Genomic DNA, 21,739 nt, shown 5'->3' on the forward strand with positions numbered 1-21,739 from the left:
CCGTTTTGTTGTTCATATACGCTCAATTCGATATCAAAGCCGCAACTGCCCAAGGATTAAGCACGTTGACCCTGCAACTCGCTGACAAACACCTAGACCCGCCAGTCATGCTGGCTCCGATGGCCGGAATCACCGACCGACCGTTTCGTGATCTGGTGATGCGCTTTGGCGCCGGGATGGTCGTCAGTGAGATGGTCGCCAGTCAGGAGATGGTTCAAGCTAAGCCCGGCGTGCGCGAACGGGCCGAGCTTTCGGCCGACGTCGAAAACACCGCCGTTCAACTAGCAGGGCGCGAGGCATATTGGATGGCCGAAGCTGCACGGCAGGTTGCAGATCGGGGTGCACGGGTGATTGACATTAACATGGGGTGCCCGGCCAAGAAGGTGACGAACGGCTATTCCGGATCGGCGTTGTTGAAGACACCGGATCACGCGCTGACGCTGATCGAGGCAGTCGTGAATGCCGTTGACGTGCCGGTCACGCTGAAGACGCGCCTTGGCTGGGACGATAACCTGTTGAATGCCCCGGACGTTGCGCGGCGTGCGCAGGACACGGGTATCCGTATGGTCACGATCCATGGCCGCACGCGGTGTCAGTTCTATAAGGGGCGCGCGGATTGGGCCGCAATTCGGGCCGTGAAAGAGGCTGTATCGATCCCTGTCATTGCCAATGGCGATATCGTGGACGCAAGCGCGGCGCGGACTGCACTGGAAAAGTCGGGCGCAGATGGGGTCATGATCGGGCGGGGTGCCCAGGGTAAGCCGTGGTTGCTGGCGCAGATTTGCCACGACTTGTATGGCGCCCAAGCTCCGGTCGTTCCCACAGGGGATGATCTGGTTGAAATGGTGCAGGGGCACTATCAGTCAATGCTCGAATTCTACGGTGCAGACCTGGGGCTGCGGGTCGCGCGAAAACACCTTGGCTGGTACATGGATGAGGCAGGTACCCCCCCGAGTTTGCGTCGCGCTGTGCTGACGTCCCGCGACACGGCTGAGGTTCTGCGTCTGCTGGGCGATGCGCTTATAGGCGATGCGGAGGCTGCGGCATGACTTCGGATCAGAGCATTTGGGCCTCATTGCCGGTTCCAGCCTTCATTATTGACGCCGAGGATCGGATCACCGATGTAAATTCGGCGGGTGAGGGGTTTTTGAATGCGTCCCGCAAGTCCGTAATCGGCAACCCAGTCTGGGACCAGATCGCTGTCGATGCCCCGCTGGAAGAGGCGTTTCTGCGCGCCCGTCAACAAAGCACCCCGTTGTTCGTGAACGACGTTGACGTAGGGTCCGGCAGCCGCGCACCGCTGCAATGCGCGTTGCAGATTGCACCTTTGGTTGGGCATACGGGGTCGATGATCATGATCATCTCGCCGCGCGAATTGGCAGGGCGGATGACACGCGGCAATACGGTCAAATCTGCGGCGCAGTCCGCCATCGGCATGGCCGAAATGCTGGCGCACGAGATCAAGAATCCGTTGGCCGGAATAACTGGGGCAGCGCAGTTATTGAGCATGAATATCTCGCAGCAAGACCTTGAATTAACGGATCTTATCGTCGCTGAAAGCCGCCGGATCGTAAAGCTGTTGGAGCAGGTGGAGCAGTTCGGCAACCTCTCGCAGCCCGATTTCAAGCCGGTCAATATTCACGATGTTCTGGACCGTGCAAGGCGCTCGGCGCTGCTGGGGTTTGGTGCCCATATGACGATCATCGAAGATTACGACCCCTCGTTGCCGTTGGCCTATGGAGACCCGGATCAGTTTCTGCAAGTTGTACTGAACTTGTTGAAGAACGCGTCGGAAGCAGCTGATCCTAAAGGGGGAACAATCCGGCTTCGCACGTATTTCGAACATTCCTTCCGACTGCGGCGCAGCGATGGATCGGGGCATTCGCTGCCCCTGCAGATCGAAATCATGGATGACGGGCCGGGTCTGCCGGATAAGATTCGCAGCGATATTTTTGACCCGTTCGTGTCGGGCAAGGAAAACGGCACCGGCCTTGGGCTGGCGCTGGTGAGCAAGATCATCTCGGACCATGACGGCTGGATTTCCGCCGACTCGGTGCCGGGTCGCACGGTGTTCCGCATCTCGCTGAGGCGGGCGCCAAAAGACGCAACGTAGAACACAGCCGGCAAGAGCTGAAGATAAGGAGAGCACCCGATGGATGGAACAGTATTGGTCGCAGATGACGATCGCACAATCCGCACGGTCCTGACACAGGCCCTGACGCGGGCAGGGTGCAAGGTACATGCGACATCCTCGCTGACCACGCTGATGCGCTGGGTTGGTGAAGGTAAGGGTGACGTCGTGATCTCGGACGTTGTCATGCCGGACGGGAACGGGTTGGAGATGTTGCCCAAGATTGCCCAAGATCGGCCCGGTCTGCCGGTGATCGTCATTTCCGCGCAAAACACGATCATGACGGCGATTCAGGCGGCAGAGGCGGACGCATATGACTATTTGCCCAAACCGTTCGACCTTCCAGACCTGATGAAGCGCACCGCGCGGGCGTTGGAGCAGAAACAGCGGGTTCAAACCGAGGTCACGGAACCGTCGGATGATCGCCCTGAAGAACTGCCGCTGGTCGGTAGGACACCGGTCATGCAGGCGCTTTATCGTCTGGTTGCGCGGGTGATGAATACCGATCTTTCAGTGATGATTTCGGGTGAAAGCGGAACAGGTAAGTCTCTGATAGCACGTGCTATTCATGATTTCTCTGATCGCCGGACGTTGCCGTTTGTCACAGCCACGGCTGCGGACTTGCGTGATCTGGAAGGTCCGGCCCGCGTGATGGCCCGTGTGCGTGGCGGCACGCTGCTGATTGATGAGATCGCGGATATCGAAGATGAATTGCAGGCCCGGATTGTGCGGATGATGGACACACCGGGCGATCATGTCCCCCGATTCATGGCCACCAGCCAGTCGGACCTGACTGAAGCGATGGAAAGCGGTCGTGTTCGGCAGGACCTGTATTACCGGCTGTGTGGCGCAACAATCCATGTTCCGGCCTTGCGCGAACGGGTGGATGACATCACGCTTTTGGCCGATCATTTTCTGGCGCGAGAGGAGCGCGAGCATGGCGCAAAACGCTGGCTCAGCCCCGAGGCGGTGGAACTGGTACGCCGGTATTCGTGGCCCGGCAACGTGCGGCAGCTTGAAAATGCGATCCGCCGTCTAAGCCTGACCAGCCGCGCCGACGAGATTTCGAAGGCCGAGGTCGAGATGGTCTTGGGCAGTCAACCCGAAGCCGAACCGGTTCTGGGGGATGGTGAGCGCGAAAAACTGTCCGCCTCTGTCGCGCGTCATTTGCGTCGTTACTTTGATCTGCACGGCAATTTATTGCCACCTCCGGGCCTGTATCAACGCATCCTGCGCGAGGTTGAAGCCCCTTTGATCGAGCTGGCATTGGACGCAACCGGCGGAAATCAGGCGAAATGTGCCGATCTGCTGGGCATAAACCGGAATACGCTTCGGAAAAAGATTACTGATCTCGATATTCAGGTGACACGGCGACGCAAACTGATGTAATATAGCCACACAAAGCGTGGCATCCGGGCCTATGTCCGGCAACGACCACGAAATATGGCGGTAAGCCGCGCAAGCGGCACATCAGGATGAGGGCAGACGGTGGCAACCCGGGCACAGAGCGGGCTGATCCTATCGATCAATCGGTGGAGAAAGTCACGAAAGCTGCGCAATTTTAGCACCTTGGGTCTGGTTTTGCTGGGCCCCGTCCTTGCGTTGGCCACATACCTCGTCATTGGTCCATTCGATCTGGGAACGACGGCGCCGACGCTGCGCCTGATCTTGCTGGCTGACCTGGTATATGTTCTGGTCGTTGCGGCACTGGTCCTAAGCCAACTTGGAAGCCTGATCGCCGCGCGAAGGGCTAAATCCGCGGGTTCTCGTCTTCATTTGCGTCTGATCGGCGCTTTCACGCTGTTGGCGCTGGTGCCAACAGTCACCGTCGCGATTTTCGCAGGGCTGACGGTGAATATCGGGCTTGAAGGTTGGTTCTCGGACCGCGTCCGCGAAGTTGTAGGCTCGTCCTTGACCGCTGCTGAGGCTTATGAACAGGAGCACCGCGAAGGACTTACCCAAGACGCCACCGTTCTGGCGCGGTTCTTGGATACGGCCCGGGCGCGGGATTACTACATTTCGGACGCCGAATTGCGCACCGTTCTGGCGCAGGGTCAGTCGCAGATTCAGCGAGGCTTGCGCGAGGCTTACGTCATCGACGGCAGTGGCGAGATCAAATCCCGGGGCGATCGTTCGTACCTGTTCAACTACGAAGCCCCTACGCCTGAGCAGATGATCGAAGCGACGGACACCGGATTGCTGATAATTGCCGATTGGCAAAACAGCGAGTTTCGGGCCTTGGTACCCCTTCAGGCCTATTTGGATCGCTATCTTTACGTCAGTCGTGAGGTAGACGGGCAACTGCTTACCTTGTTGGATGACACCAAAGAAACAGTCCAGTTCTATCAACAGCTTGAAAACGAACGGGGCAGGGTACTGTTCGAGTTTGGCCTGCTTTATCTGGGCTTTGCGGTGATCCTGATTTTGGCGGCTGTGTCTTTGGGCATGTGGTTTGCCGAGCGACTGTCACGCCCTGTCGGACGATTGACCACGGCGGCGCAGCGGGTTGGGGCGGGTGACTTGAGTGTGCAGGTGATCGAAGAGGCCAGCGACGACGAAATCGCCATGCTGGGCCGTTATTTCAACCAGATGACTCGGCAACTGAAAGGCCAACGCGACACTCTGCTTGAAAATACGCGCCAGATTGAGCGGCGTCGGCGGCTGTTCGACTCGGTCCTCAGCTCTGTAACGTCCGGCGTTGTGGGTGTGGATTCCGATGGTTGCGTGACATTCGTGAACCGGTCGGCGGAACGCCTTTTGGACTGGTCCAGTAAGGAAGAACATCTGGCCATCGGTATTGCCGTGCCGGAGTTTCTTCCTTTGTTTGAAAGCCTCAAGGACAGCGGTCAGGAAGCCGTTCAGGGCGAGGTCAAAGTGACCCGAAAGGGCAGGTTGGAGAACCTTCTGGTGCGCATGGCAATCCGGCGGGGCGAGGATGGTGGTCTGGAAGGTTACGTTGTGGCCTTTGATGACGTAACCGATCTGGTCAGCGCGCAGCGCATGGCGGCCTGGGGTGATGTGGCCCGCCGCATTGCGCATGAGATCAAGAATCCGCTGACCCCAATTCAACTGAGTGCCGAGCGGATCAAACGCAAATTCTCTCGCAAGCTGGATGAGGAAGATTGCAACAGCCTCGAATCCATGACGGACGTGATTGTGCGGCAGACCAATGATCTAAGGCGGATCGTGGACGAGTTTTCGAAGTTTGCGCGTATGCCCGAACCTGACCGACACGAGGAAAACGTCGTCGATCTGGTACGCGAGGCGGTGTTGCTGCAACAATCCGGTCAGCCCGACGTTCAGATTGATGCAACGCTTCCGAACCACCCAGTCGTGGCGGATCTGGACGCGACGATGCTGAATCAGGCTTTGATCAATCTTATCAAGAATGCCGGAGAAGCGATTGAAACCTTGAAGAAAAAAGGTGCTCCGAAAAATCTCAAACCACAGATAAAAGTGGATGTAACCTGTGATGATGCAGGGACAATCATCACCATTGCAGACAACGGAATAGGGTTGCCCGAAGATCGGGCGCGGCTGTTTGAGCCATACGTAACCACACGTGACGAGGGAACCGGTCTGGGACTTCCTATCGTCAAGAAGATTATCGAAGAACATGGCGGTGCGCTGACGTTGGAAGATGCACCGGCATTTGACGGACAGGACCATTTTGGCGCGATGGCCGTTATCCGTTTGCCGGGGGGCAAATTTACCCAGACGGCTGCGCCACAAAAGCAGGCAAATCATATAAACAAACTGAAAGCAGGCCAAAGATGAGTGACATTCTGATCGCAGATGACGAACGCGATATTCGCGAGCTGGTGTCCGACATTCTGGAGGACGAAGGCTATTCAACCCGGCTGGCTGGCAACTCGGACGAGTGCATGGCGGCAATCAATTCGGAACCGCCGGGGCTTTTGATTTTGGACATCTGGCTAAAGGACAGCCGCATGGACGGAATCGACATCCTCAAGGCTGTGAAACGTGACAATCCCGATGTGCCAGTGGTGATCATCTCGGGGCACGGGAATATTGAAATTGCGGTGGCTGCAATCAAACAGGGGGCTTATGACTTTATCGAAAAGCCCTTTAACATTGATCAATTGATGGTGGTGATCCGGCGCGCAATGGAAACCTCGCGCCTGCGCCGCGAGAATGCATCGCTCAAGCGTAAAGAGGTCACGAATTCGGACATGATCGGCAAATCCGCCGCCTTCCGATCGATGCAAAGTCAGTTGGACAAAGTCACCAAATCTAATGGCCGTGTAATGTTGAGCGGCCCTGCCGGGTCCGGCAAGGAAATCGCGGCGCGTTATATTCACGCCCATTCCAACCGGGCGAATGCGCCCTTCGTGACTGTAAACTGCGCGGGTATCGAACCTGAGCGGGTCGAAGAGGTTCTGTTCGGACGAGAGTCGTCGGAGCGCGGTGTTGAATCCGGGCTTCTGGAAGAAGCGCATGGGGGCGTGGTCTACTTTGACGAGGTTGCGGATATGCCGCTTGGCACGCAATCCAAGATATTGCGCGTATTGGTTGATCAGCAGTTTCAGCGCGTCGGCGGATCTGACAAGGTGCGGGTGGATTTGCGGGTGATCTCTTCGACGAACAAGGATCTTGACGCAGAGATCGCGGCAGAACGGTTCCGGGAAGAGTTGTATCACCGTTTGAACGTCGTGCCGATTGATGTGCCTTCGCTTGAAGACCGGCGCGAGGACATCCCGGTTCTGGCGCAGCATTTCATCGAAATGTGCAATGAATCCCAAGGTCTACCCATGCGTGAGATATCTGAGGAAGCCGTCGCTCTGCTTCAGACGATGACCTGGCCGGGCAATGTACGCCAGTTGAAGAACCTGATCGAACGGGTGTTGATCCTGGGTGACGGCACGGGCCCAATCGAGGCCAAGGAGCTGCCCGCCGAGGATGAGAAAGCGGACGATTCCGGCCGTGTCGTACTGTCAGGTGCATTGGCCACGTTGCCCTTGCGTGAGGCGCGCGAGGCGTTCGAACGTGAATATCTGCTGACGCAGATCAACCGGTTCGGTGGCAATATCAGTCGCACCGCCAGCTTCGTCGGGATGGAGCGCAGCGCGCTGCACCGCAAGCTGAAATCGCTGGGTGTTGTGACGTCGAACAAGTCGGGTGCACGTGTCGCGCAATTGGATGAACCGGAGCCGGCAGAATAAGCTGCCGGTGACTTTAGCCCGGTACCCCGGGGGTTATGATCTGAAACGCGCCGTCGTTAAATTTGACGAAACACGACTCGGTGCTCAGCGGCGGGAGTTGTGTCGTTCGCTGCGCAGGAACCCGTGACTTCACATTTTGCCTGCACGGCGGCAGGCTGACGGGTCGATATCCCTTTCTGGCCATGCACTGCGCTTCGACATTGTTGCGCAGGCCTTGGTTTACATCCACGGTGTAGACTTGCCCCGGCTGCCACCATCCAGCCGATCGGTAGCATCTTCCGTTACCGTGACAATAGGTTCGACCGGGCCAATATGTTGGCGGGGATTGCCGCACTTGAGTGGCGACCGGCACGTTGTTGACCGCCTGCACCCGACACTCGGTCGTGTCCGTTTGCATGCGCGATACGCTTTCACCCTCACGGTAATACATGGAAAGTGGGCCGCAGGAGGTGAGCGTCAGAACAGGAATAAGCAATCGAAGCACTGTTTTCATAGGGTTATCTTGCCTTGATTGCACGGGTATGACAATTCAATTGACCGCTATAAGGGCATCTGTCATTCAAAGATTTCAGGCAAGAGGGCCAAAAACATGAAGGTCATCATATGCGGTGCCGGTCAGGTTGGCTGGCAGATTGCACGGCACCTGTCGGGTGAACTGAATGATGTTACAGTTGTGGACAATAACCCGGACCTCGTGCGGCGGGCGACGGAAACACTGGACGTTCAGGGCATCGCCGGGTTCGCCAGCTACCCCGACGTGTTGGAACGCGCAGGTGCGCGCGACGCCGAGATGATCATTGCCGCCACCCATTCGGACGAGGTGAATATGGTCACCTGCCAAATGGCGCATTCGGTATTCTCGATTCAGCGGAAAATCGCGCGACTGCGGTCAAAATCTTATCTTGAGGCGATCCACTCGGATCTTTATCGCCGGGATCACCTTCCCATCGACGTGGTGATCAGCCCAGAGCGAGAGGTCGCAGCCGCCGCCATGCGCCGCCTTTCGGCGCCTTCAGCCTTTGATACCGAAATGTTCATGGACGGCCAGGCGCAGCTTTTGGGGATTCGCATCGACGAGGATTGCCCAATTGTGAACACCCCTTTGCGGCAATTGACCGATCTATTCTCCACGCTCAGCTCTGTTGTCGTCGGGGTGCGGCGCGAAGGCACCCTTTTTGCCCCCGAATCCGAGGACCAACTTTTCGTCGACGACGAATGCTATGTCTTTGCCAATGTCAAAGACGTGGACCGAACGATGGAAGTGTTCGGAAAGGCGCAAAAGAAACAGGATCGCGTCGTCATTGTCGGCGGCGGCAATGTCGGGCTCGAAGTTGCCCGCACGCTGGAAGAACGCGAAAGCCGCGTACGTGCCAAAATCATCGAACGGGACCGCAATTGCGCCGAACTCGCGGCCGAGGCGCTGGAGCGTACGATTGTTTTGAATGGCGACGGATTGGATGCCGCTTTGCTGCGCGAAGCCGGGATTGAACGTGCAGACGCGATGCTGGCCGTCACCGACGACGACCGTGCCAACATGCTGGCTGCCGTGCGCGCCAAGGCCGAAGGCTGTGCACTGGCGATTGCGCTGATCAATGACCCCAGCATGGTCGCTTTGATGGGACCTTTGGGAATTGATGCCTATATCAACCCGCGCGCGACCACGGTCAGCTCGATCCTGCGTCACATTCGCCATGGACGTGTTCGGCAGGTTTATTCCATCGGCGATGCCGAGGCCGAAGTGATCGAGGCTGAGGTTCTGTCCACCTCACCTATGGCGGGGCAGCGGTTGCGCGATATCGACTTTCCCGAAGGTGTCCTTGTTGGCGCGGTTCGCAAAGGGGAAGAATTGTTTCGGCCAACCGGCAGCTTGCGGATCGAGGAAAAAGACGTGGTCGCCATCTTTGCCATGGCCAAGGACGTGCCCGAGGTCGAACGGTTGCTACAGGTCTCGATTGATTTCTTCTGATGGAGCGGGCGCAGGCACACAGGATCGGGCTGGTGCGGCGATTGCCGTTGTTCCTGCTCATCTGGGGCATCGCTGCTTTGTCGATGTGGGTCCCCGCGATCTATGCGCTCGCGCTGGATGACCACGACACGTCCCGGTCTTTCTTCTATTCGGGGTTGTTGGGGTTGTTTGTCGTTGCAACCGTTGCGCTTGCATCATCCAACCGGGTTCCACGGCGCGGCACATTGGGGCAGTTGGCTGTGTTGCTGGCCTGTTTTACAATCCTGCCGATCTTTCTGGCGATCCCGCTGCATGATGCTTTGGGGAACACCACGTTCCTGAATGCGTATTTCGACATGGTCAGCGCATTGACGACGACCGGAGCGGACATTTTTCCCGACCCTGACCGATTGACCGCGCCGCTACATCTATGGCGGGCGCAAGTGGGATGGATGGGTGGCTTGCTGATGTGGATTTCTGCCGCAGCTATTCTGGCACCCTTGTCACTGGGTGGGTTCGAAGTAACGGCCCGAGGGCAGCCGGGACGACCGGTCTCGGGCGTGGCGCAGAGTGAAAAGGTCGATCCGCGTGGTCGTTTGATACGTGTCGCGCGTACTCTGACGCCCGTCTACGCTGGTCTGACGGCAGTGATCTGGTTGCTTCTGCTGATCGCGGGTGAGCAGGGTTTGACCGCGATCTGCCATGCCATGTCTACCATGGCCACGTCCGGCATTTCTCCTGTGGGGGGGCTTGAGGGCGCGCAGGCGGGAATTACCGGTGAGGCGATTTTGTTTCTGTTTCTCTTCTTCGCGCTTTCCCGTCTGACGTTTTCGACCGATACAGCCATGACAGGGTATTCTCGGCTGGACAAAGACCCGGAGTTCCGGATCGGGCTGATGATTGTCCTTTCGGTCGCGATACTGCTGTTCATTCGTGTGTGGGCGGGTGTGAATGAAATTGGCAACACGATGGAGCCGCTGCAGGCGTTGAACGTTATCTGGGGCATGACATTCACGGCCTTGTCCTTTCTCACGACTGCAGGATTCGAAAGTGCCAACTGGAACGATGCGCAGCAACTGTCCGGATTGGGAACACCCGGCCTGATCCTGATGGGGTTGGCCTTGATTGGCGGGGGCGTTGCGACAACGGCAGGTGGCGTCAAACTGTTGCGCGTGTTTGCCCTGTACCTCAACGGTGCGCGCGAAATTGATCGACTGATCTATCCGTCCTCGGTAAGTGGGGTGGGTGGCGGCAACAGACGCATCCAAAGCGATGGTGCCTTCATCGCTTGGATCTTTTTGATGATGTTTGCGCTGACCGCTGCGGCCTTCAACTTGCTGCTGGCCGCGACCGGGGCTGGGTTTGAACAGGCGATGGTTTTGACGGTTGCCGCGCTTAGTACGACCGGGCCGTTGATCGAACTGGCCACGGATGTTCCGCTGCGGCTGGTGGACTTGTCGGAAGGCGCCAAGCTGGCAATGTGCGCCGCAATGGTCATTGGTCGGCTTGAAACACTGGCGATTGTAGCGCTGATAACGCCAACACTTTGGCGGGGCTAAGAATCCACACCCGCAGAATGTCTTATTTTTCATCTGGAAACTCGGTTAACGACACTCCATACTCCGCCGGAGGGAGCGCGTTGGTCCGCAGCGCGTAGCAAGAACAATGGCGAGATTATAAAAATATGGCTTCGGACAGACAGAATCTGCAGGACGCGTTCCTGAATAATGTACGGAAAGCAAAGGTCCCGGTCACAATTTTCCTGATCAACGGTGTGAAATTGCAGGGTGTGATTACTTGGTTCGATAACTTCTGCGTGTTGTTGCGCCGCGACGGACAGTCGCAGTTGGTCTACAAGCACGCGATTTCGACCATCATGCCGTCGCAGCCGATCAGCCTGTATGAGGGCGAAGACGCCTCTTGATGGAACACGATAGGACGCGCACCCGCGCTTGGGTGCTGCATCCGGAAATCAAGTCAGATGAACAGCGCCGTGTTCCTGAACCGGCGCTGGAAGAGGCGGTGGCACTGGCTGCCGCTTTGCCCGACCTTGACGTGGTCGGCTCGGAAATCGTGCGCCTGCAACGCGCCCAGCCCGGGTTGCTGTTCGGCAGCGGCAAGATTGAAGAACTGGCAGAACGGCTGCACGATAACAAAATCGAACTGGTTCTGATTGACGGGCCGGTTACCCCTGTTCAGCAGCGCAACCTTGAAAAAGCTTGGAAGGTCAAAATCCTTGATCGGACGGGGCTGATCCTTGAGATTTTCAGCGATCGTGCGCGGACCCGCGAGGGTGTTCTGCAAGTCGAAATGGCTGCGCTCAGCTATCAGCGGACGCGCCTTGTTCGGGCGTGGACCCACCTTGAACGGCAGCGGGGCGGGCTGGGATTTGTCGGCGGTCCGGGTGAAACACAGATCGAAGCCGACCGACGCGCCATTGACGAACAGCTTGTTCGTTTGCGTCGCCAATTGCAGAAGGTGGTCAAGACCCGCACCCTGCACCGTGCGGCGCGCGCTAAGGTGCCATATCCCATCGTTGCGCTAGTGGGCTACACGAACGCAGGCAAGTCGACGCTGTTCAACCGGCTGACTGGGGCAGAGGTGATGGCCAAGGACATGTTGTTCGCCACGTTGGACCCGACTATGCGCCGGGTTGAACTGCCTGATGGCCCCGAGGTGATCCTGTCGGATACAGTTGGGTTCATCTCGAACCTGCCGACCGAGCTGGTCGCGGCCTTCCGCGCCACGCTGGAGGAGGTTCTGGGCGCTGATATCATTGTTCATGTGCGCGATATCAGCCATGACGAAACGGACGAACAGGCGCGGGATGTCGAAACGATCCTGAGCTCGCTTGGGGTTGTTGACGAACGTCCGCGGCTTGAGGTTTGGAACAAGATCGACCTACTGAGCGACGAGGATCGCGAAGCCGCCATAGCGCGTTCGGATCGCGATCCTGCGATCTTTGCGATTTCCGCAGTGACGGGTGAGGGGATAGAGCCGCTACTGGCCGATATCGCGGTCAAACTGCAGGGCGTACGGCACGAAAGCACGTTGACCCTTGGATTTGCCGAAGGCAACAAGCGCGCGTGGCTATTCCGTCAGGACGTCGTCCGATCCGAAAAGCAGACAGAGGACGGGTTCCAGATAACGGTTCTGTGGACCGACAAGCAAGCCGCGCGGTTTGCGGCGCTTTGAGTTGACGGGGGGCACAGTGTCCGAGAGCAAGGTCTTTTTGACTGGTCATATCGACGTACCGATAGATCGTCTTGAGCAAGTACGCGCCGCATTGCCCAAGCATATTGCGCTGACACGGGCGGAACCAGGGTGCTTGTCCTTCGAAGTCACCGAAGACGCGGAAACCCCGGGTCGGTTTAATGTCAACGAGGTGTTTCGGGATCAAGCGTCGTTTGATGCGCATCAGGAACGCACGCAAAACTCGGACTGGTTCGGGATCACGCAGGGCATCCCTCGTTCGTACCAGATTACCAAGGGGTAGGCTGGGTCAGACCCCGTCGATCTGCCGCTGATAGTCTTCTGCGTCGTACCACCACATCGAAGACTGAACCTTGTTGTCAGCCGTCATGTCCCATTCTTCCCAACCCCGGGTGATGACGTGATTGCGGGTTTCGGCGTGGTGCCCTTCCAGTGTCCAGACAAAGATTGCGTGGGTTCCGGCCCATCTCAGCATATCGCATCGAACTTCTAGGTCGACAAACTCGTCAAAGAACCCGCGCGCCATATCCGCGATTGCCGAGCGTCCGACAAACGGATCACCACGATTGACTGTGATTGTTCCGTCCGGTGCAAAAAAACCGGCGACCGCTTCGGGATCGCCAGAGCTCCACGCGATTGCGTAATCCCGCGCGAGGTTGTTCAACGTGTCCCGAATACTGGCCATGAATACCCCCCCGGTTCCAATCAATGACCACTGGGATCGTAAGCCAAAACAAGGGGCTGCGTCCACGCAACCGTGAAAAAGGGGCAAGGTCTTGCCGAACAGACGAAATCAGCGCGGGATCAAATTCGTCACACCAACGGCCGCTGCACGGGCCAGATCAAGATCCAGCGACATCGGAATATACTCCCCACGCCGCCAAAGTTGCGCCTGATCGTCATAGTAGCGCGACAGGAAATGGCCCGATTGACCGGTGGCCGTAATGAAGACCGAACTGTCAGGGTCCGCGAAATCATAGACGCCCCGATAACCCGCGCCGTGCACGTTCTGAAACGGGTCCGGCCCTTCGCCCGACGTGCGCCCACGCAGCAATGTATTGTCGCCGCCGCTGGTGGATTGGCGGATATTGACGAAGAATCGCAGAACCGGGACCGAGCCCAGAACCGGGTGGTCATGGGTCGCCTGATGCGCGTCGCCCCAGCGCAGGGATTCCAGCGACCCGCCATATTTTTCTGAAATCCAGATCAGCGCGTCGTCCAGCGCCAGCCGCGCCATGTCGGTGCAGGTTTCCGTGGGCGCACTTTGACGTACGTCACACCATACTGCCGCGCCGTCGATATCGCGGTAAACACGTTCTATGAACAGCGGCTCAACATGTTTGTAATCGGCAGACAACGGGCCAAGCTCGTCAGAGATCAGGCGGATTTGCAGCGCACGTAGCCACGCGGCATAGATCAGTGGTTCGGGCAGATGTTCGTTCATCTCGCCATTCCACTCGGCCAGCAATCCCAGCGCGATCTGGCGCTGACGCTCGGGCGTGCCTTCTGGGGCCGATGCTCCGGTGAACCACAGGTCCGCGCCAATCAAGGGCAGCAGCGAGCGGGCGGTAAAGCTGACGGTGTCCAGTTGCGCCTCGATAAAGCTGTCACGCGTGTGAACCTCGCGCGACTGCATTAGGCGTTCCCAGCGGTGAATGCGCTGCGTGTCACCCCATTCATATGAAACATGCTCGGGGAAGGGGCGGTCTATGACCTTGTTGTTTGTGTTGCCCAGTATGCCACCGGCAGGGGCCACAAACTCGGGGTTGTCCGCATAGGGCAGGCGGCCTTGCCAGCGGTTCTCGGTCAGCCATCCGGGGGTGGGGATGCGTCCACGGCTTTGATTGTGCTGGTCGCGCTTGGGCATGGCCCCGATCAGCTTCATGCCGATCGTGTCCTTATCCACCAGTGAAAGGTTCTGAGATGGCGCGATAAACAGTTCGGCTGCGCCAATCGCCTGCGGCACGGTATCAGAATTCATCAAGGCCATCGACGCGGTCATTGACGTGTCTTGCGCACTTAGGGCCGTCCAGGACAGCGATGCAACGTGGCCCTGCGGTGTTATGGTTCCCAGATCGTAGTGGCTGCCGGGCAGAACGGGTCCATTCTCCGTCCATCGGAGGGTCAGTGTGATGGGCGCCTCATCCTTGATCTCGATGATTGACGGGCGGGTTCGGAATGACTTGTACCCGTCCGGGGTCAGGTATTCTTCGGGATTGTCGGGGTTGAGCTGTTCAATATGAACGTCCTGATCATCCAGATAAGATGAGGTCAGCCCCCATCCCAGCCGATCACTGCGCCCCGCCATGACCGAAGGAATGCCCGGAATCGTTGCGCCGATGACGCCACCTTTTTCAAGTTCCAGCCGGGCCAGATACCAAACTCCGGGTGCAGTGAAACCCAGATGCGGGTCGTTCGCCAGCAGCGTCCCACCAATGGCCGATCGTGATGGTGCTGCAGTCCAGGCGTTTGATGCCCCGGCTAATCCACGTTTCGGGAATGGCGAAAGCGGACTGTCTGGCATCGGCGATCCGTCTACATATCGGGGCAAACCCGGGAACAAGGCGGCATATTCGGGCAGGGCCGCAATTCCGGCACCCGGTACATCGGGCAGGATATCGGCCAGCCGCGCCGAGTTGTTCAGCATGAGCGACGTGCGCGCCCTCAGCACTTCGTCTTCAAGATGGCCGGACAACTGAAGGCTCATCAATTTGATCACAGCGAGGCTGTCACCGGGTTGCCAAGGGGAAACAGGCGCATTGAACAGGAACATTTCGGGCGCGCCACGCCCAAGCGCCATCTCGTTAATTTCGTCCAGCCGCGCGTTGACACCGGCCGCGTAAGCGCGCAGCGCAGCCTTGGTATAGTCGTCCTGCACATCGACCGAGCGATGGGCGAGGCTGTAAAGGTCAAGCCGACGCAGCAACTTGTCGATTGAAACCGTGCGCGCGCCGAACACTTCGGACAAGCGCCCTTGGGCGGTGCGTCGCAGGACGGTCATTTGCCACAGACGGTCCTGCGCATGTGCGTACCCAAGCCCGAAGAAGACATCCGGGTCAGTCTCGCCCAGAATATGCGGCACATTGGCGGTATCGCGCACGATTTCCACGGGCGCTGTCAGCCCGCGTACCTCGACGGTTTGATCGTATTCGGGCAGGGATTGGCTGGCCAGAAAGTAGACCAGTATGACGGCGGCCAGACTAAGAAGAACGAGGCCCGTGGCGAGGCGCACCAGCCAACGAAATACTAATCCCATCTGAGGCCCATTTTCTTATCTATCTCCGTTTGGCGTCAGATTAGTAGAAGCCCATCCCAACCGAAAGAGGAACGCCGGAAGATTGTGTATCTTTGCGCAACGTCGCAAAGAAAAACCCCTGCCACAGAGATACGTCCATGGCAGGGGTTAAGCACTGAGGGGGTTAGTGCTGTGTTACGGGATGATCCGAGTGTATTTCGTGCCATCGACGGTTGCGCCGATCTGCAGACCCGCCTGACCGAAAACGGCGGCCAGTACCGGGGAGCGCAACGTTGTTGTGTTGGTCGAAAGAGAGTCGCCCTGATCGCTGACCACGTAGCCGATATCCGCGCCAGCCGTCCATCCGCTGGAACGACGGAAGTCATTCAGCGCGTCCTGTGTCATGAAGAACAGGACGTGGGCGTATTGCTGCGCCCCGACCTGCAATCCAGCGGTGCCTTTTACGGCAGAATAGTAGTCCACGGTTGCGCCATTGATCCGCAATGCGCCACGGCCATAACCGCCGCCAAAAACGAACCCGGCTTCGGTTATCAAGGGCATGACCAGCATGCCGTTGGCTTTTTCTGCGATTTCCACCGTGTTCGGATAGCGTGAATACATTTCGGTCAGCGTGGCATCGACGCGCGCGTCGATCGTTGCCGCGTTCGAGTTGCCGACACCGTTGCCGCAAGCTGCGGTTAGGGTCAGCCCGGCCATGCCAAAGGCAAAGCCACGACGACTTAGTCGAATGGGATTGGAACTGCTCATGTTTTTTCTCTGTATGACTGCCTGAGTTGTCGGGTGTTCCCGATCTTATGGGCGAGGATACGCCTATTGAGTCCACGTGTCACGGGAAAGCTGCATCACCTCCGATCACAATAGGCGAATTATCGCGACAGTTTGAGGTCTTAGCCCTGAAGGTGCCGGGCGACCTCTGGGGCAAAGTAGGTCAGGATGCCGTCACATCCCGCGCGCTTGAACGCGAGAAGGCTTTCCAGCATGACCTTTTCCCCATCGATCCAGCCGTTCTGCGTAGCGGCCTGAATCATCGCGTATTCACCGGACACCTGATAGGCATAAGTGGGTGCGCCGAACGTGTCTTTGACGCGTCGGCAGATGTCCAGATAGGGCATGCCCGGCTTGATCATGACCATGTCGGCTCCTTCCGTCAGATCACGTTCGATCAGGCGCATGGCCTCGTTCGAATTGGCCGGGTCCATCTGGTAGGTCTTCTTGTCACCCGTCAGCGCACCAGACGCGCCAACTGCATCTCGGAACGGACCATAGAAGGCGCTGGCGTATTTGGCGGCGTAGCTCAGAATCATCACATTCTGGTGGCCTGCGGATTCCAGCGCGCGGCGCATTTCCCCGATCCGGCCGTCCATCATGTCAGATGGCCCGATGATGTCAGCACCCGCGTCGGCCTGGGCCAGCGTCATCTTCACCAGCGCCTCAACCGTCTCATCGTTCACAATCGCGCCATCGACGACATACCCGTCATGACCGTTGATGTTGTAGGGGTCCAATGCCACATCTGTCATAACAGCAATATCCGGAGCTGCGGATTTGATGGCGCGAATGGCGCGGTTCGACAGGTTGTCGGGATTCCACGCCTCGGCACAGTCTTCGGTTTTCAGACTGGGGTCAGTGTAAGGAAAGATGCAGATCGCAGGTATTCCAAGCGCTTGCGCTTCGACTGCGGCCTTCGCAATCAGATCGACGGACCGACGTACAACACCAGGCATAGAAGGAACCGGTTCTTCAATCCCTTCGCCGTCGCGCACAAATACCGGCCAGATCAGGTCATCTGTGGTCAGTGTGTTTTCGCGCACAAGACCCCGAATGGCCTGAGATTGCCGCGCTCTACGGAAACGAGCCAATGGAAAAGGGGCGTTGGTCGGTTTCATGTCGCGCTCTCCTTGAATATTCCCGCATTGGGTGGCATGAATTCCGCGTAGTCTCAAGGGTAACGATGGACGCGCCGATGCGAAGAGGGTCCCTAAGGACAGTGAACAAAGGGCTGACGCGTGGACTTATACTCTTCGATTTTTGAACTCATCGACATGCGCAGCTTTTCCAACCTTTGGTATTGGATCGGTTTGGCCGTTCTATGGTCGTCGGCCAGCCATTGGGCCATGGGGGTTCCTTATGACCTGGTCGTTCGCGCACGCCGCATCGGTGGGCAGGCTGAAGAAGACCTGTTGGACGTCGTCAGGATCAACAAGAACCGGCTTTTATACATCGTGGATGTGTCCGGGCTGGTCATTTTGGCGTTAAGTTGCTTTTTCTTTACCGGGCTGGCGATACTTGGGTTTTTCTACGGAGTTGAGTTCGCTCAGGCGGTCTTTCTGCTTTTGTTTCCGCTTTGTGTGGTGATGCTGATCAACATTTCCGCTGCGCGCAAGTTACAACGGACCGAACCGGGCATGGATGTCGTGTCAAAAATTCTCACGCGATGCAGAATCTATACGCAGATCGTTGGAATAATTTCGATCTTGATCACATCGCTTTGGGGTATGTATCAGAACTTTTCCATCGGCGTTCTGGGATAGAGAATTCGGAAAGGCAAGGCGATGACGGCTCCGAACCATGTGACGGTTGGCGGCGCCCCCGAAGGGTTTGACGCACAGCTTGCTCTGAACGAAATGACCCGGAGCGGCGGTCCGGTCTGTCATGTCGCGCGTGATGACAAGCGGATGGAAGCGATGCGCGCGGCGCTGGCTTTCTTCGCACCGGACGTTCCCGTCTTTGTGTTTCCCGGCTGGGATTGCCTGCCATACGATCGGGTGTCGCCGAATGCGGATATTGCGGCGGCGCGGGTCGCGACATTGGCAGCTCTGGTCCATCAGATGCCAGAACGTTTCGTTTTGCTGACAACCCTGAACGCGGCAACACAGCGCGTTCCAGCGCGGGACGTGCTAAGACAAGCTGCCTTTACCGCACGCGTGAATCATCGTGTCGATGAACAGGCCCTGCGCGCGTTTCTGGTCCGCATGGGATTTGCCCAAAGTCCCACCGTGATGGAGCCCGGAGATTATGCGGTTCGTGGCGGCATCATAGACATTTTCCCGCCCGGTGAGTCCGGTCCCGTGCGGCTGGACCTGTTCGGCGATGTTCTGGACGGTGCGCGCCGGTTTGATCCTGTCTCACAACGAACGACCGAAAAGCTTGAGGTCGTGGAATTGGCCCCGGTGTCCGAGGTTATTCTGGACGAGGCCGCCATTACTCGGTTTCGCCAGAACTACCGCATCGAATTTGGCGCGGCGGGGACCGATGATCCTTTGTACGAGGCCGTCAGTGCGGGGCGCAAACATCAAGGTGTCGAACATTGGCTTCCGTTCTTTCACGAAAGGCTGGAGACACTTTTCGATTACCTGCCGGGGGCGACGATCTCGCTGGATGATCAGGTGACACCCGCGCGTCTTGCGCGGTGGGATACGATTGCCGATCAGTATGAAACCCGGCGCTTGGCTTTGGAAAACCGATCGCGCATGGATACGGTGTATAAGCCGACGCCACCCGGATTGTTGTATCTGGACGATGCTTCGTGGGAACAGGCGATTGGCGACCGGCGGGTTCTGCAGTTTGGCCCCCTGCCACAAGCCAGCGGACCGGGCGTGATCGACGCAGGCGGACGGATCGGTCGAAACTTTGCACCCGAACGGCAGCAGGAGAGCATCAGCCTGTTTGGTGCCCTAGCTGCGCATATCACCGACAAAATGGCCAAAGGCCCGGTGCTGATCGCGTCTTATTCCGAAGGCGCGCGCGAACGTCTGACCGGGCTGATCGAGGATGAAGGGCTGGCCGAGGCGATCCCCGTCACCGATGGCACCCGCGTTGGCAAACGCGGCCTGCATCTGGCCGTCTGGGCGCTGGAGCATGGGTTCGAGACCCCCGACCTGACGGTGATTGCCGAACAGGACGTGCTGGGTGATCGCCTGATCCGTCAGCCCAAGAAACGCCGCAAGGCCGAGAACTTTCTGACTGAAACCCAATCCCTAACGCCCGGCGATCTTGTGGTGCATGTGGATCACGGCATCGGTCTTTATATGGGGATGGAGGTCGTCACTGCCGCCGGTGCCGCTCATGAATGCCTGCTGCTGGAATATGCCGAGCAATCAAAACTGTACCTGCCGGTCGAAAATATAGAGTTGCTGTCCAAATACGGCCATGACGAAGGTCTGCTAGACCGTCTGGGCGGCGGCGCGTGGCAGGCGAAAAAGGCCAAGCTAAAAGAGCGTATCCGCGAAATGGCGGACAAGCTGATCCGCATCGCAGCCGAACGGGCCTTGCGCAAAGCCCCCATCATGGACCCTCCGCCCCATGCGTGGGAGGAATTCAGCGCCCGTTTCCCTTATCAGGAAACCGACGATCAGTTGCGCGCGATTTCTGAGGTGATGGAGGATATGCATTCCGGCGCACCGATGGATCGTCTGATCTGCGGCGATGTCGGCTTTGGCAAGACCGAGGTCGCCATGCGTGCGGCCTTTGTCGCCGCCATGTCGGGCGTGCAGGTGGCGGTGATCGCGCCAACCACCCTGCTGGCCCGCCAACACGCGGCCAGCTTCAAAGAACGCTTCCGGGGCTTCCCGCTTGAGGTGCGGCAGTTGTCGCGGTTTGTCTCCGCAAAAGACGCTCAGCAAACACGCGACGGGCTGGCGCGCGGCACGGTCGATATCGTGATCGGCACCCACGCGCTGTTGGCCAAGGGCATCCGCTTCAACAATCTGGGCCTGCTGATCATCGACGAGGAACAGCATTTCGGCGTCGGCCACAAAGAACGCCTGAAACAGCTGCGCAGCGACATCCACGTCCTGACCCTGACCGCCACGCCGATCCCGCGCACCCTGCAACTTTCGCTAACTGGCGTGCGCGACCTGTCGATCATCGGCACGCCGCCCATCGACCGTCTGGCGATCCGCACCTATGTCAGCGAGTTTGACGCGGTCACGATCCGCGAGGCCCTGCTGCGTGAACATTATCGCGGTGGCCAGAGCTTTTACGTGGTCCCGCGCATTTCGGACCTGCCCGAGATCGAGGAGTTCCTGAAGGAACAACTGCCCGAACTGACCTATGTGGTGGCCCACGGTCAGATGGCGGCGGGTGAACTCGACGATCGCATGAACGCCTTTTACGACGGCAAATACGACGTTCTGCTGGCCACAACGATTGTAGAAAGTGGGCTGGATATCCCAACCGCGAACACGATGGTTGTGCATCGGGCGGATATGTTCGGTCTGGCCCAATTGTACCAAATCCGTGGTCGGGTGGGGCGCTCAAAAACCCGCGCCTATGCCTATCTAACCACCAAGCCGCGCCAGAAGCTGACTGCCACGGCCGAGAAACGTCTGCGCGTTCTGGGCTCGTTGGATACACTGGGGGCGGGGTTCACGCTGGCAAGCCAAGACTTGGACATTCGTGGCGCGGGTAACCTACTGGGCGAAGAACAATCGGGGCAAATGCGCGATGTGGGCTATGAGCTTTACCAGTCGATGCTGGAAGAAGCGATTGCCAAGATCAAAGCCGGCGAGATGGAGGGGCTGTCAGATAGCGACGACCAATGGGCCCCGCAGATCAATCTTGGCGTACCCGTTCTGATCCCCGAGGACTACGTGCCCGATCTGGATGTTCGTCTGGGCCTCTATCGTCGCCTGTCATCGCTGTCGACAAAGGTTGAACTGGAAGGATTCGCGGCGGAACTGATTGACCGATTTGGAAAATTGCCGAAAGAGGTGAACACATTGATGCTGGTCGTGCGCATCAAAGCCATGTGCAAACGCGCGGGTATTGCCAAGCTGGACGGAGGGCCAAAGGGCGCGACGATCCAGTTCCACAATGACAAATTCGCGTCACCTCAGGGATTGGTCGAATTCATCCAGAACCAGCGCGGGTTGGCTAAGGTCAAAGACAACAAGATCGTCGTGCGGCGTGACTGGAAGAAGGACAGCGATAAGATCAAAGGTGCCTTCTCTATTGCGCGGGACCTGGCCGAAAAGGTTATGGCCGAGAAAAAGGCCAAAACCTAAATCACA

General features: G+C 58.1%; 16 protein-coding genes. 12 read left to right on the forward strand and 4 right to left on the reverse strand.

What is annotated here, in order from left to right; genetic code table 11:
• The first annotated feature begins 65 nt into the window (after window positions 1-65).
• The 10 genes from dusB to GOV87_RS07650 all read left to right on the forward strand — a co-directional run bounded on the left by dusB (window position 66) and on the right by GOV87_RS07650 (window position 12,755).
• Complete coding sequence (dusB, locus tag GOV87_RS07605; RefSeq protein ID WP_256369265.1) at window positions 66-1,049, forward strand: tRNA dihydrouridine synthase DusB; 984 nt, start codon at window positions 66-68, stop codon at window positions 1,047-1,049.
• Window positions 1,046-2,113, forward strand: coding sequence for a nitrogen regulation protein NR(II) (locus tag GOV87_RS07610; RefSeq protein ID WP_171121604.1), 1,068 nt, complete (start codon window positions 1,046-1,048; stop codon window positions 2,111-2,113). Before dusB ends, GOV87_RS07610 begins: the two co-directional genes overlap by 4 nt.
• 39 nt (window positions 2,114-2,152) lie before the next feature.
• Window positions 2,153-3,520, forward strand: coding sequence for a response regulator (locus tag GOV87_RS07615; protein WP_171121603.1), 1,368 nt, complete (start codon window positions 2,153-2,155; stop codon window positions 3,518-3,520).
• A gap of 99 nt (window positions 3,521-3,619) precedes the next feature.
• Complete coding sequence (locus GOV87_RS07620; RefSeq protein WP_171211364.1) at window positions 3,620-5,908, forward strand: PAS domain-containing sensor histidine kinase; 2,289 nt, start codon at window positions 3,620-3,622, stop codon at window positions 5,906-5,908.
• Window positions 5,905-7,314: a sigma-54 dependent transcriptional regulator gene (locus GOV87_RS07625; RefSeq protein WP_171211365.1), complete on the forward strand. Its 1,410-nt coding sequence runs from the start codon at window positions 5,905-5,907 to the stop codon at window positions 7,312-7,314. Before GOV87_RS07620 ends, GOV87_RS07625 begins: the two co-directional genes overlap by 4 nt.
• Window positions 7,315-7,903: 589 nt before the next feature.
• Complete coding sequence (trkA, locus tag GOV87_RS07630) at window positions 7,904-9,280, forward strand: Trk system potassium transporter TrkA (RefSeq protein WP_171211366.1); 1,377 nt, start codon at window positions 7,904-7,906, stop codon at window positions 9,278-9,280.
• Window positions 9,280-10,818 (forward strand): TrkH family potassium uptake protein, encoded by a 1,539-nt coding sequence (locus GOV87_RS07635; protein WP_171211367.1) that lies wholly within the window; start codon window positions 9,280-9,282, stop codon window positions 10,816-10,818. The genes trkA and GOV87_RS07635 overlap by 1 nt, the downstream gene beginning before the upstream one ends.
• Window positions 10,819-10,943: 125 nt before the next feature.
• The gene (gene hfq / locus GOV87_RS07640; RefSeq protein ID WP_010440340.1) at window positions 10,944-11,183 is read left to right on the forward strand and encodes an RNA chaperone Hfq; all 240 of its coding nucleotides are present in this window, start codon (window positions 10,944-10,946) and stop codon (window positions 11,181-11,183) included.
• Window positions 11,183-12,454 (forward strand): GTPase HflX, encoded by a 1,272-nt coding sequence (gene hflX, locus GOV87_RS07645; protein ID WP_171211368.1) that lies wholly within the window; start codon window positions 11,183-11,185, stop codon window positions 12,452-12,454. The genes hfq and hflX overlap by 1 nt, the downstream gene beginning before the upstream one ends.
• A gap of 16 nt (window positions 12,455-12,470) precedes the next feature.
• Window positions 12,471-12,755, forward strand: coding sequence for a putative quinol monooxygenase (locus tag GOV87_RS07650; RefSeq protein ID WP_171211369.1), 285 nt, complete (start codon window positions 12,471-12,473; stop codon window positions 12,753-12,755).
• Window positions 12,756-12,761: 6 nt separating this feature from the next.
• On the opposite strand, the gene GOV87_RS07655 is transcribed toward GOV87_RS07650, so the two are convergent.
• From GOV87_RS07655 to hemB, 4 genes are all read right to left on the reverse strand, one after another.
• Window positions 12,762-13,157 carry a nuclear transport factor 2 family protein gene (locus tag GOV87_RS07655; RefSeq protein ID WP_171211370.1) on the reverse strand — a complete coding sequence of 132 codons (396 nt, stop codon included), beginning with the start codon at window positions 13,155-13,157 and terminating at the stop codon, window positions 12,762-12,764.
• Window positions 13,158-13,265: 108 nt separating this feature from the next.
• The gene (locus GOV87_RS07660) at window positions 13,266-15,728 is read right to left on the reverse strand and encodes a penicillin acylase family protein (protein ID WP_171211371.1); all 2,463 of its coding nucleotides are present in this window, start codon (window positions 15,726-15,728) and stop codon (window positions 13,266-13,268) included.
• A 174-nt stretch (window positions 15,729-15,902) separates the two neighbouring features.
• The gene (locus GOV87_RS07665; protein WP_171121594.1) at window positions 15,903-16,475 is read right to left on the reverse strand and encodes a YSC84-related protein; all 573 of its coding nucleotides are present in this window, start codon (window positions 16,473-16,475) and stop codon (window positions 15,903-15,905) included.
• 140 nt (window positions 16,476-16,615) lie between these two features.
• Window positions 16,616-17,614: a porphobilinogen synthase gene (gene hemB, locus GOV87_RS07670; protein WP_171211372.1), complete on the reverse strand. Its 999-nt coding sequence runs from the start codon at window positions 17,612-17,614 to the stop codon at window positions 16,616-16,618.
• 120 nt (window positions 17,615-17,734) lie between these two features.
• Here hemB and GOV87_RS07675 point away from each other — a divergent pair, with 120 nt between their 5' ends.
• Both GOV87_RS07675 and mfd read left to right on the forward strand, forming a co-directional pair.
• Entirely contained in the window at window positions 17,735-18,259 is a 525-nt protein-coding gene (locus tag GOV87_RS07675; protein WP_171121592.1) for a component of SufBCD complex, read from the forward strand.
• Window positions 18,260-18,280: 21 nt separating this feature from the next.
• The gene (gene mfd / locus GOV87_RS07680) at window positions 18,281-21,733 is read left to right on the forward strand and encodes a transcription-repair coupling factor (protein WP_171211373.1); all 3,453 of its coding nucleotides are present in this window, start codon (window positions 18,281-18,283) and stop codon (window positions 21,731-21,733) included.
• The last annotated feature ends 6 nt before the right edge of the window (window positions 21,734-21,739 follow it).

This window comes from Ruegeria sp. HKCCA5426 (genome assembly GCF_013034585.1).
GTDB lineage: Bacteria > Pseudomonadota > Alphaproteobacteria > Rhodobacterales > Rhodobacteraceae > Ruegeria.